The following is an 11698-nucleotide window of genomic DNA, read 5'->3' as shown; positions in this document are numbered from 1 at the left end:
GCAAGGGAACAGTGCGCGCATGAAAGTCGGGATAATCGGACTCGGATTCCGTCTGGGATATCTGGGCTACGTTTTCAAAGCCATGGATGAGAACTTCGAGATCGCGGGATACGTCGATCCGAATCCGGCCGGACTGCCGGGCCTGACCGAAAAAGGCATCTCCGCCGGCACGGCCTATGCGACGCCTGAAGAGCTGATCGCCAATGAAAAGCTCGACCTGCTGATGATCGGTTCGCCCAACCACATGCATCTCGATCATATCCGGATCGGGCTCGAGGCCGGCCTCAAAGTCTTCAGCGAAAAGCCGATCGTGACGACGGTCCAGGAAAGCCTGGAGCTTGCGCAGTTGATGGCGAAATTCGGTCACGAGCGGCTGATGGTCGGCCTCGTGCTGCGCTACGCGCCGATGTATCGCGACCTGCGTGCGGCCCTTGCCGAAGGAAAGCTCGGCCAGGTCGTCTCGATCGAGGCATCCGAACATATCGAACCCTATCACGGCGCCTTCTTCATGCGCGACTGGCGCCGCTACGAGCGCTATTCCGGCAGCTTCATGCTGGAAAAATGCTGCCACGACCTCGACCTTTACAACGGCGTCGTCGGTGCGCGTCCGGAACGTGTCGCCAGCTTCGGCGGCCGCAAGAGCTTCATTCCCGCAAACGACCCCGCACGCGAGGGCATCAACGATCTCGAGCTTTTCCATCGCAAGCCGAGCGGCTGGATGGGATCCGACAAGGTGTTCGACAGCGACGGCGACATCATCGACTATCAGGTCGCCATCGTCGAATATGCCAATGGCGTCGGCATGAACTTCCACACCAATCTCAATGTGCCGGACCAGTTCCGACGCTTCTGCATCATGGGATCGCGGGGCATGGCCGAGGGGGATTTTATCCGCGGCTATTTTGACGTGCACGAGATGCTGAGCGGCAAGAAGGTGGTCGAGAACAAGTACGCGGCCACCGAGCTGTCGCAGCACTACGGCGCCGATGAGCAGATGGCGACCGACATCATCGGCCATGTGCGTGACGGCCGGCCGCTGCCGGTCTCGACGATCGATGCGCTCGAAGCCGGTATCCTCGCCTTGTCGATGGACGAGGCCCGGCGCAAGCGGACCGTGATCGATCTCAGGCCGATCTGGGATCGGTTCGACGAAGCCTTGCACTCGCGCGCGGCTTGAGGGGAGAAGCGGGATGAGTGTTCAACGCAGCACGATCATCTTCGCCTGGATCCTGCTCCTACCAGCCGTGCTCTACGTCACGGTCATCGTCGCCTATCCCCTTGTCGACACCTTCATCCTGTCGTTCACCGACGCGTCGCTGAAGAAGACGACGAAATGGGTCGGCTGGGCCAACTATGACAAGATCTTCAACGAGACCTTCGCCGAGGTCATCTTCCGCACCTTCATTTGGACCTTCTTCTCGGTCTCGATCAAAATGATCATCGGTGTCTTCGGCGCGACCATGCTGAACGCAGCCGTGCCCGGCCGCGCGCTTTTCCGGCTGCTCACCATGCCGCCGTGGATCGTCCCGATGGCCATCGGCATCTTCATGTGGGGCTGGATGTACAACGGCCAGTTCGGCATGATTTCCGGCGTGCTGCAGAACTGGGGTCTCATCGACGGACCGATCGCTTTCCTCGCACGCGGCGAGACGGCCTTCTGGGCGACAATCGTTACCGACGTGTGGATCGGCGTGCCGCTGGTCACGCTCTACATGCTGGCTGCGATGCAGGCGATCCCGCAGGATCTGTATGAGGCGGCCTGGACGGATGGAGCAGGGCGCTTCTATCGATTCCGGCGCATCACGCTGCCGCTGCTGGTGCCGTCGCTGATCACGATGTCGATGTTGTCGCTGATCGCGACCTTTAACTCCTTCGATATCATCTGGATCCTCACGCAGGGTGGTCCGAACGGCGAAACTACCACGATGATCATCGATACCTACCGCACCGCCATAGGGTCGAAGAAATACGGCGAGGGTGCTGCACGCGCGGTGCTGATCTGCATCTTCCTGTCGATCTTCTGCTTTGCCTATTTCCGGGTCACCAGCCGCCTGTCCTCGGGAGAACAGAAATGAGCCAGCCTGCCTTGATCAACCGATATCGCTGGTACGAACTCGTCGCCATCTATGCCGGGATCTTTGTTTTCCTGGCCTTCATTCTGGCGCCATTCGTCGAGGGGTTCCTCGTTTCGCTGAAGCCGCTGGGTCTGCTCTTTTCCTCCCCCTACAAGTTCTGGCCGGAAAACGGATCATTCGCCGCCTATCGGACCATGTGGGACAGCGTGCCCGGTTTCGCTCGGTACATCTTCAATTCCTTCTTCATCTCCACCATCGTCACAGCCATCGTGCTGATACTGGTCATTCCGGCGGCCTATGCCTTTGCCCGCTTCAAATTCCGCGGCAGCGGCGCGCTGCTCGGCGCCTTTCTCGCAGTCAACATGTTCTCCGGCGCCGTGCTGCTCATTCCGCTTTTCCGGCTGATGCGCAGCTTCGGCGTGCTCAACACCTATCTCGCCATGATCATGCCGGGTGTCGCCTTCCTTATCCCGTCGGCGATCTGGCTGTTGCGCACTTACATGATGCGCATTCCGCGTGAGCTCGACGAGGCCGCTTTCGTCGATGGCGCGAGCCATTTCTATACGCTGCGCCGCGTGATCCTGCCGATCGCCATGCCGGGCATCACCGTGGTGGCGATCACCACCTTCATCGGCGCCTATGCCCAGCAGTTCATTTATGCCCTGACCTTCAACTCCAAGAGCGAATACATGCCGCTACCGGTCGGGCTCTTCGCCTATTTCGGTCGCCAAGAGGTGATCTGGAACGAGCTCATGGCGGCGAGTTTCGTCGGCATCGCGCCGGCGGTCGTCGTGATCTTCCTCCTACAACGGTATCTCGTCAGCGGGCTGACCGCAGGCGCGGTGAAACAATAAGACCAACCAACCACCAGAGAACGGGAGCTTGCAACGTGTCAATTCAATTCAAGACAGGGGTACTCGCGCTCGCCCTGCTCGGTTCGACCGCGCTTGGCGCAGTCACCGCCCAGGCGGCCGACCAGGAGATCAGCTGGATCTACTGCGGCGACACCATGGATGCGGTTCACGCCAAATACATCAAGCAGTGGGAAGAAAAGAATCCAGGCTGGAAAGTCACGCCGGAAGTTGTCGGCTGGGCCCAGTGCCAGGATAAGGCAACGACGCTTGCCGCTGCCGGCACGCCGGTCGCCATGGCCTATGTCGGCTCGCGCACGCTGAAGGAGTTCGCCCAGAATGATCTCATCGTTCCCGTGCCGATGACGGACGAGGAAAAGAAGAGCTATTACCCCAACATCGTCGACACGGTGACCTTCGACGACAACCAGTGGGGCGTTCCGATCGCGTTCTCGACCAAGGCGCTCTATTGGAACAAGGACCTGTTCAAGCAGGCCGGCCTTGATCCTGAGAAGCCGCCGAAGACCTGGGCCGAAGAGATCGAGTTCGCCAAGGCGATCAAGGAAAAGACGGGTATCGCCGGTTACGGCCTTCCGGCCAAGACCTTCGACAACACGATGCACCAGTTCATGCACTGGGTGTACACCAACAACGGCAAGGTGATCGATGGCGACAAGATCGTCATCGACAGCCCGGAGGTTCTCGCCGCGCTCCAGGCCTACAAGGACATCACTCCCTATTCCGTCGAAGGGGCGACCGCCTACGAACAGAACGAGGTTCGCGCGATCTTCCTCGACGGCAAGGTCGGCATGATCCAGGGCGGGTCTGGTGCCGCCGTGCGCCTGAAGGACACCAAGGTCAACTGGGGCGTTGCGCCGCTGCCGCTCGGCCCATCGGCCAAGGGCGAGGGGACGCTGCTGATTACCGACAGCCTGGCGATCTTCAAGGGCTCCGGTGTCGAAGAGAAGGCGACCGAATTCGCCAAATTCATCACCTCGCCCGGTCCGCAAGGTGAGTATGAGTTGCAAGGCGCGGCCGGCCTGACGCCGTTGCGTCCGTCGCCGATGGTTGACGAATTCGTCAAGAAGGACCCCTATTGGCAGCCGTTCATCGACGGCATCGCGTTCGGTGGTCCGGAGCCGCTCTTTACCGACTACAAGGGCTTCCAGAACGTCATCATCGCAATGGTCCAGTCGGTGGTGACCGGCAAGGCCGAACCGGCCGACGCCTTGAAGAAGGCGGCCGCCGACCTCGAAGAGTACAAGTAAAATCACCGGGCCGCGGATCTTTGGTCCGCGGCCCAGGCCAATCCGCTTACGAACGTGCCGCTTCTCGCCGGTGGCCGGAGACAGTTTCTTGGGACAGCTCAATCTCAATACGGTTCAGAAATTCTACGGGACATTCGAGGTGCTGAAAGGTATCCAGCTCGAAGTCAGGAACGGTGAGTTCGTCGTTTTCGTCGGACCCTCCGGCTGCGGCAAGTCGACATTGCTCAGGATGATAGCCGGTCTCGATGAGACCAGCTCGGGGGACATCGTGATCGATGGCAAACGCGTCAACGACCTGCCGCCGGTCAAGCGCGGGATCGCGATGGTGTTCCAATCCTATGCGCTCTACCCGCACATGTCTGTCTTCGAGAACATTGCCTTTCCGCTTCGCGTGGAAAACATGCCGGAAGAGAAACTGAAGGCCAAGGTGGAGCATGCAGCGCGCATTCTCCATCTGGACCAGCGGCTACAGCAAAAACCGGGAATGCTCTCCGGCGGCCAGCGCCAACGGGTGGCCATCGGCCGGGCGATCGTGCGCGAACCGAAGATCTTTCTGTTCGACGAGCCGCTCTCTAACCTCGATGCGGCGCTGCGCGCCGACATGCGCATTGAATTGGCGAAGCTGCATCGGCAATTGCGGGCCACGATGATCTACGTCACGCACGACCAGGTCGAAGCGATGACGATGGCGGACCGGATCGTCGTGCTCAATGCCGGTGAAATCGCCCAGACAGGCGCGCCGCTCGAGCTCTACCATAAGCCAGCCAACATTTTCGTCGCCGGTTTCATCGGCAACCCGAAGATGAACTTCCTGCCGGTCACCTGCAAAGGCGTCAGCGATGCCGGCGTAGAGGTCGATTACAAGGGGAAGACGGTTGTCGTCCCGGTCAGGCCGCACGATGGCCTGGTTGGGCGGACATTGACGCTGGGCGTCCGGCCCGAGCACATTTTGCTCGGCGCCGGAGACCTGTTGCTGACAGTCACGCCAACGGTGATCGAGCGCCTGGGCGCCCATACCGTTGCCTATGCCGCCATCAGCGGTGAAGGGGAGAACTATTGCGCGATGCTGCCGGGCACGGTGGCAATCCGCCCGGAGGAACAGGTGTTGACCGGCATACGTGCCGCCGACTGCCATCTGTTCGACGAGGCGGGCATCGCGCTCGAGCGGCGTGTCGAACTCACCGATATCGACATGGGCTTGCTCGACCCGGCGGGGGCCTGAGCGGAGCGTAGCTAGACTAAGACAAGAACGGCCGCTGTCCATGACCAGGACAGCGGCCGTTTTCGTTATTGGTGATGAGAATAGGCCAGATCAGAAGGCCGATCTGCTGACTATCCGCCTCGATCGCGGCCGCCGCATAAACTGCCTTGGTTCACGCCGCTCCCTTTTCGAGACCATGCGGATCGGCGACCTTCGGCCAGATATTCCTGGGTGCGCGCAGATAGGCGGTCTTGGCGGGGTTGTTCGGGTAGGGGGTGCCGGCCGAGCAATATAGGATCTGCGCGGCGATCTTGGAGAACGAGGCGTAGAAGTGGTTGGTCGATTTGATGACCAGAATGCTCTTTGACTGCGGGTCGAGGCCCATCACCGAGAAGAGGCTCGGATCGAAGCTTTGCGCCCGCGTCGAATTCAGGATGATATCGATGCCGCGATAGGAAATGAGGGCTGCATCGCCGAAGGGGGCAAAACTCTCGCCGAACCGCATCTCGGCGTCGCGGACCAGCTTGACCACCTTGACGATGCCATCGACAGGATTGCCGGTTCCCGGAGCCGACTTGGCGCCGAAGCGCAACGGGATTTCGGCGCCTTCGCCGGCGGCCATGCAGATCTGCACGGCCATCGGATCCCAGATCGTTCCGACGGCGGCATTGGTGACACCCTGTGCCAGCAGTTCCTCGAGCAGCACCGTCGCGTCGCCCGCGGTTCCGCCGCCCGGGTTGTCCCAGACATCGGCGATGACGACCGGGCCTTCGGTCGCAGCCTTCGCCTCGGCGACAGCTTGCTTCTCGTCGATCTGCGGCATGATGAAGGTTCCGCGTTTCGAAAAGAGTTCGAGCCCGAGTTCCCGTGCGAGCGCCTCGCCTTTCTCCGGTTTGCCGTTGGTCACGGCGAGCACCTTCGTGCCCATTTCCGGAACATCGCCCGCCATGAAGCCGTGCACCATCGAAAGCGACAGGACATCGGCGTCCTCCGCTTCGATACGCATCAGCTTGTCGACGAAGGAGCGCATTGGCTCGCGCGAAGTTGGGTAGACGTCGATCATGCGGCAGTCGAACACTGACATCACAGGCGTCACGCGACCTTCCAGCGTGTCGATGGCGATCCGCCAGAGATCCTCGGCACGATCGACGAAGTCGGTGTGCGGGAACTCCTTGAAGTAGACGAAGAAGTCTGACGCCGAAACGCGCTTCTGGGTCAAGTGGCTGTGCGGGTCCAACTCGGCGCAGACGAGAACATCAGGGCCAACGATCTCGCGAATGCGAGAAAGAAGATCGCCCTCGGTGTCCTCGTAGCCGGCAGCGACCATCGCGCCGTGCAGTCCCATGACGACGGCATTGACCGGAAGCGCGGCGCGCAACTGGTCGAGGATTTCATCGCGCAGGCTCTCATAGGTCTGGCGGTTGACGAGGCCGGCAGGATCCGCCCAGGTGGCGGTGCCTTCGATCAGCGTCCAGCCTTTTTCCGCCGCAATGCGGCGGCCGACCGTGATCGGCGCCGTACAGAGCGTCGGCGTCTCAGGATGCTCGCCCGGCGGCGCGTAGAGCGACGCCTCGAAGGCGCGGCGATCTATGCAGATGGGCGAGAAGGTATTGGTTTCCGTTGCGAGCGCTGCTGTGAAGATCCGCAATGCCGTTGCCTTTTTGCTTTTTAGGCCGGTCCCATCGGGTTCGGCAGGTAGCCGGTGAAACCGGAGATCTTCCAGCGTCCCTCGTGCAGGCGGCAATAATAGACCGTCTGCCATTTCATCACGTCGAAGCTGCCGTCCGATTTCTTCAACCCGCCGTCGAACTTCTTGCGCGCAAGCGCGAAGTCGCCGTTGACCTCGATGTCCTCAAGCGTCGTCGTCGTGAAGATCGCCGTGCGTGTGTCTTCCGCGAAGGAGAGGCCCGCGAAATCTTTCGCCTGGCGCAGCCACTCATCGCGATAGGCCGAAAGCGAGGGAAAGGTGAGGCGCCAATTGTCGGGATTGGTCTCGCGACGTCCATCGATGCCGATGAAGCCGTCTTGGACAAAGTCACCTGCCACCATCGACCAGTCGGCCGAAAGAAAAGCGTCGATATCGCGCGGCACAAGCATCTCCCAGATGCTATGGCGCGCGATGTCGGAAGAGGGGAACGGATTGAGGAAGGGATCCCGCATGTTTTCGCCCTGGATTGAAATTCTTTTCATGAATGGTGTTTTTCTCTGGTCAAATTCAGCTTTCTATGGTCACTTGTCAACGATCAAAGAAAATAATTTGCACGAAGGCACACATGACCATCAAACGGTATGGCACTGAACAAGTCGGTGCGGGCGGTAAGCCATTACCCTTTGCGCGCGCGGTGGAAGCGGACGGCTGGCTGCATGTTTCCGGTCAGGTCGCCATGGAAAAAGGCGAGATCATCGAGGGCGGTATCATCCCTCAGACGCACAAGGCGATCGCCAATCTTCTGGCCATTCTGGACGAGGCCGGATACGGTACCGAGCACGTGGTGCGTTGCGGCGTTTGGCTCGACGATCCGCGTGATTTCTGGACTTTCAACAAGATCTATCAGGAGTATTTCGGTGCGCATCCACCGGCGAGGGCCTGCGTCCAGTCGGCGATGATGGTTGATTGCAAGGTCGAGATCGACTGCATCGCCTACAAGCCGAAGGAAGGCTGATAGACCCCAAGGACTTCGGCAGCCGATGGATATTTTCGCGACACTTCAGGAAGAAAAGGGCCGGCTCTCGCAATCCGAGAACCGTATCGCCGATATTCTCCTGAACGATTTCGAGTTCGCGGTGAACGCATCGATCATCGAGCTGGCCGGCAAGGCCGATGTCTCTCCTCCCACGGTCACGCGCTTCTGTCGGCGGCTCGGTTGCGATAGCTTCTCCGATTTCAAGGTGCAATTGGCGCGCACGGCCTATATCGGCATGCGTTACCTGAAGCCGGAGCCGAAGAGCCGTGAGACCGGCGACGTCGCCCAGGACATCATCACCAAGGCGCAAAACGCGCTTTTCCTCCTGCATCGTTCGCTGGATCTCGCGGCAATCGAACAGGCGGTCGAGCGCATTGCGACGGCCGAAATGATCTATGCCTTCGGTTCGGGCGGCAATTCCTCGATGATAGCCAGCGAGTTGCAGAACCGGCTCTTTCGCTACGGCCTGCGTGTTACCGCCAGTTCCGACCACAGCATGCAACTGATGATGGCGGCCGCCGCTCGCCCAAGCGACGTTCTGATCGGCTCATCCTTCTCGGGCCGGAACGCCGAACTCGTGCGCGCCTTCACGCTGGCGCGCGAGCTCAAGGTGCCGACGATTGCGCTGACCCAGAGCAACAGCCCGGTCGCGGCCGCGGCGACGATCACGGTTCCTGTCGACCTGCCAGAAGGCAACAACATCTATCGTCCGACCTCCACCCGCATCGCCTATCTGGCGCTGCTCGATATCCTCTCAAGTCTCGTTGCCTACCGGGTTCAGCCGCAGGCGACGGTCACACTTCGGCGCATCAAGCAGCAGCTGGTGACGCACCGCGACGGTGATGACCGCCAGTTGCTGGGAGACTGACGTGCCGCGAAAGGTTTCCGCATGATGCAGTCCGTCGCCATCGTCACCGGTGCAGCCGGCGATATCGGCCGCGCAATCGCCAGACGTCTTGGGGAAGACCATGACGTCGTCCTGCTTGCCGACATCGACAGCCGTGCTGCCGAGAAGGCTGCGCGCGAGATCGGCGACGGCAAGCGCTTCGTTCCGGTCGCCTGTGACGTGACGGATGCGACAAGCGTCGGAAACTTGGCCGCGACGGCCGGCGAGCACGGTACGGTGCGCACGCTCGTCAACAATGCCGGCGCCGCACGCGCCGTCAGCCTGCACGATACGACGCCGGATATCTGGCGCATGGACAATGCGCTGAACCTCGAAGCGGCCTTCCTGTGCTTTCGCGCGGTGGAAGACATGCTGAAGGAAAGCCGCGGCTCGGTGATCAATATCGCCTCCGTCAACGGCATGAATGTCTTCGGTCATCCAGCCTACAGCGTCGCCAAGGCCGGCCTGCTGCACCTGACACGCCTGATCGCCGTGGAGTACGGCAAGTTCGGCATTCGCTCCAACGCCGTTGCGCCGGGCACCGTGCGAACGCAGGCATGGGAAGCGCGTGCCGCCGCCAATCCTGACGTCTTCGAGGAAGCGCGCCGCTGGTATCCCTTACAGCGCATCGTCAATCCTGACGATGTTGCCAACGCCGTACATTTCCTCGCAGGGCCGCTCGCCGCTGCGATCTCGGGCGTGTGCCTGCCTGTTGATTGCGGTCTGACCGCCGGCCAGGCTGAACTGGCGCGAACCTTCTCACAATCTAGCCACTACTGACCGAAAGACTTCTGGGAGGAAGATCATGGCGCCCGTTTCCTATCGTCTCGAAGCGTCCTGGCAGCCTGACGGCGGCGCATTTGGCCGGTTCACCTTCACGCTGTTCAATTTCTCAGCCACACCGCTCACGGGCTTCCGCCTGGTGTACACGTCGCTCACGCGCGTAATCGTGCCGGAGGCCTGCGACAACGCCACTTTCCTGCGCCGCAACGCCAATTTTCATGAATTCGCACCACCCGCCGGGCTGACGCTTGGCCCCGGCGAAAGCTGGACGTTCACGGTGAGCGGCCTGCATCGACAGGCGAAGCACTGCACTGATGGTGCCAAGTCAGCCTATCTGACGTTTTCGAGCGGCGAGCATGTGCCGGTCGCCGTCTCCGATCTGCTCCTGGAAAATGCCATGAGCGAGCCTCCGCCAGCACAACTGCCCGAAGGCAAGCTCGACCTGTCGTTTTCGATGCAGCCATGGCCGGCGCAAATCGACGCCTGGGCAGGCGACAGCTTTCCCGTCGTGCTTTACCCCGCGCCGATGACGGCGCCCGACGACGTGGCAGCGGTCGCGAGCGTGCTTGGGCTTTTTCATCGTCTGTTTTCGGCGGGGCATGCGCCATTCAGCCTGGTTGCCTCCAGTCAAGGGCGGGCAATTGTCTTCTCGAAGAATGCGACGCTTGCTGCCGAGGCCTACGAATTGGCCTTCTCGACCAAGGAGATCCGCCTTGCCTATGGTGGTGCTGCCGGCCGGCAATACGCGCTGACGACCTTGGCGCAGCTGCTGAACGGCGCGCGCACGCATCCGGAAAAATTCCGTTTTCCGGCGCAGGGCACGATCTCCGATGCGCCGCGTTACGGCTGGCGCGGTTGTCATCTCGACGTATCCAGGCAATTCTACCCGACATCGGACATTTCCCGCCTCATCGATATTCTCGCCTGGTTCAAGCTCAACATCTTCCACTGGCATCTGACGGATGACGAGGCCTGGCGGCTTGAAATCAAGGCGTTTCCAACGTTAACGACGATCGGCGTGCTGCGCGGGCCGGACGAACCGTTGTTGCCGCAACTCGGCAACGGTGCGGAACCCGCCGGCGGGTTCTACAGCCAAGAGGATGTGAAAGCCCTGGTGGCCCAGGCGACGGCGCTTCACGTCGAGATCGTTCCGGAGATCGACATTCCCGGCCATAGCACCGCCACGCTTGTCGCCCTGCCTGACCTGACCGATGGCCAAGAAGCGCCGGAAAGCTATCATTCCGTTCAGGGCTACCCGAACAATGCGCTCAATCCGGCGATCGCCTTTACCTATGACTTCCTCGAGAAAGTGCTCGACGAAATGGTCGAGTTGTTCCCGAGTCAGTACATCCATATCGGCGGCGACGAGGTTGCCAACGGTTCCTGGCTTGCCTCGCCGCTGGCGAAGAAGCTGATGGAGAAAGAGGGTCTTTCCGGCACCTTTGCGTTGCAATCCTTCTTCCTGAAGAAGGTCAAGCAGATGCTGACCGTCCGCGGCCGCAAGCTTGCCGGGTGGAACGAGGTCGCCCATGGCGGCGGCGTCGAGACCGAAGGCACGTTGCTGATGGCGTGGGAGCGGCCGGAGGTCGGCATCGAGCTTGCGCGGGAAGGCTATGACGTGGTGATGACGCCCGGTCAGGCCTATTATCTCGACATGGCGCAGGCCGACGCCTGGCAGGAACCGGGCGCCAGCTGGGCCGGGACGGCAACGTCGGCCCATACCTATGGCTACGAGGCCGAAGGCGAATTTCCGGATGAGCTGAAAGCGCGCATGAAGGGCGTTCAGGCCTGCATCTGGTCGGAGCATTTCCTGTCGCGCGGCTACTTCAATCGGCTCGTCTTCCCCAGGCTGTGCGCCATCGCCGAAGCCGCATGGACCCCGAAATCCGCCAAGGACTGGCAGCGCTTTGCTGCGATCGCTCCCTTGAGCCCGAAACTGTGACAGGAGCT

The 11698-nt window shown here is 61.0% G+C and carries 11 protein-coding genes; 9 read left to right on the top strand and 2 right to left on the bottom strand.

Annotated features, from left to right (window positions below; all coding sequences use genetic code 11):
- Window positions 1-19 precede the first annotated feature (19 nt).
- From J3R84_RS25550 to J3R84_RS25530, 5 genes are all read left to right on the top strand, one after another.
- The gene (locus J3R84_RS25550) at window positions 20-1177 is read left to right on the top strand and encodes a Gfo/Idh/MocA family protein (RefSeq protein WP_025428651.1); all 1158 of its coding nucleotides are present in this window, start codon (window positions 20-22) and stop codon (window positions 1175-1177) included.
- Window positions 1178-1190: 13 nt separating this feature from the next.
- A complete protein-coding gene (locus J3R84_RS25545; protein WP_025428652.1) occupies window positions 1191-2075 on the top strand; it encodes a carbohydrate ABC transporter permease in 885 nt (294 codons plus the stop codon).
- Window positions 2072-2929, top strand: coding sequence for a carbohydrate ABC transporter permease (locus J3R84_RS25540; protein WP_025428653.1), 858 nt, complete (start codon window positions 2072-2074; stop codon window positions 2927-2929). The genes J3R84_RS25545 and J3R84_RS25540 overlap by 4 nt, the downstream gene beginning before the upstream one ends.
- A gap of 35 nt (window positions 2930-2964) precedes the next feature.
- The gene (locus J3R84_RS25535) at window positions 2965-4194 is read left to right on the top strand and encodes an ABC transporter substrate-binding protein (RefSeq protein ID WP_025428654.1); all 1230 of its coding nucleotides are present in this window, start codon (window positions 2965-2967) and stop codon (window positions 4192-4194) included.
- 88 nt (window positions 4195-4282) lie between these two features.
- Window positions 4283-5416: an ABC transporter ATP-binding protein gene (locus J3R84_RS25530; RefSeq protein ID WP_203528080.1), complete on the top strand. Its 1134-nt coding sequence runs from the start codon at window positions 4283-4285 to the stop codon at window positions 5414-5416.
- Between the two features lie 151 nt (window positions 5417-5567).
- Here the strand turns inward: J3R84_RS25530 and J3R84_RS25525 are convergent, their stop codons facing one another.
- Window positions 5568-7043, bottom strand: coding sequence for a M81 family metallopeptidase (locus J3R84_RS25525; RefSeq protein ID WP_057220673.1), 1476 nt, complete (start codon window positions 7041-7043; stop codon window positions 5568-5570).
- A 20-nt stretch (window positions 7044-7063) separates the two neighbouring features.
- Window positions 7064-7555 (bottom strand): hypothetical protein, encoded by a 492-nt coding sequence (locus J3R84_RS25520; RefSeq protein WP_107027226.1) that lies wholly within the window; start codon window positions 7553-7555, stop codon window positions 7064-7066.
- 113 nt (window positions 7556-7668) lie between these two features.
- Here J3R84_RS25520 and J3R84_RS25515 point away from each other — a divergent pair, with 113 nt between their 5' ends.
- The 4 genes from J3R84_RS25515 to J3R84_RS25500 are packed head-to-tail and all read left to right on the top strand — an operon-like array spanning window position 7669 to window position 11690.
- Complete coding sequence (locus tag J3R84_RS25515; RefSeq protein ID WP_025428658.1) at window positions 7669-8058, top strand: RidA family protein; 390 nt, start codon at window positions 7669-7671, stop codon at window positions 8056-8058.
- 25 nt (window positions 8059-8083) lie between these two features.
- Window positions 8084-8947: a MurR/RpiR family transcriptional regulator gene (locus J3R84_RS25510; RefSeq protein WP_025428659.1), complete on the top strand. Its 864-nt coding sequence runs from the start codon at window positions 8084-8086 to the stop codon at window positions 8945-8947.
- A 21-nt stretch (window positions 8948-8968) separates the two neighbouring features.
- A complete protein-coding gene (locus J3R84_RS25505; protein ID WP_113567439.1) occupies window positions 8969-9745 on the top strand; it encodes an SDR family oxidoreductase in 777 nt (258 codons plus the stop codon).
- Window positions 9746-9770: 25 nt separating this feature from the next.
- Window positions 9771-11690, top strand: coding sequence for a beta-N-acetylhexosaminidase (locus J3R84_RS25500; protein ID WP_113567437.1), 1920 nt, complete (start codon window positions 9771-9773; stop codon window positions 11688-11690).
- Window positions 11691-11698: the final 8 nt, after the last annotated feature.

It is taken from the genome of Ensifer canadensis (assembly GCF_017488845.2).
GTDB lineage: Bacteria > Pseudomonadota > Alphaproteobacteria > Rhizobiales > Rhizobiaceae > Ensifer > Ensifer canadensis.
The sequence above is the reverse complement of the archived record's forward strand: the minus strand, read 5'-3'. Positions and strand labels throughout refer to the sequence as shown.

Coding starts and splice junctions, on each gene's coding strand:
- J3R84_RS25505 (WP_113567439.1), top strand. CDS start 8,969: ATGATGCAGTCCGTCGCCATCGTCACCGGTGCAGCCGGCGATATCGGC.
- J3R84_RS25520 (WP_107027226.1), bottom strand. CDS start 7,555: ATGCGGGATCCCTTCCTCAATCCGTTCCCCTCTTCCGACATCGCGCGC.
- J3R84_RS25515 (WP_025428658.1), top strand. CDS start 7,669: ATGACCATCAAACGGTATGGCACTGAACAAGTCGGTGCGGGCGGTAAG.
- J3R84_RS25540 (WP_025428653.1), top strand. CDS start 2,072: ATGAGCCAGCCTGCCTTGATCAACCGATATCGCTGGTACGAACTCGTC.
- J3R84_RS25510 (WP_025428659.1), top strand. CDS start 8,084: ATGGATATTTTCGCGACACTTCAGGAAGAAAAGGGCCGGCTCTCGCAA.
- J3R84_RS25500 (WP_113567437.1), top strand. CDS start 9,771: ATGGCGCCCGTTTCCTATCGTCTCGAAGCGTCCTGGCAGCCTGACGGC.
- J3R84_RS25550 (WP_025428651.1), top strand. CDS start 20: ATGAAAGTCGGGATAATCGGACTCGGATTCCGTCTGGGATATCTGGGC.
- J3R84_RS25545 (WP_025428652.1), top strand. CDS start 1,191: ATGAGTGTTCAACGCAGCACGATCATCTTCGCCTGGATCCTGCTCCTA.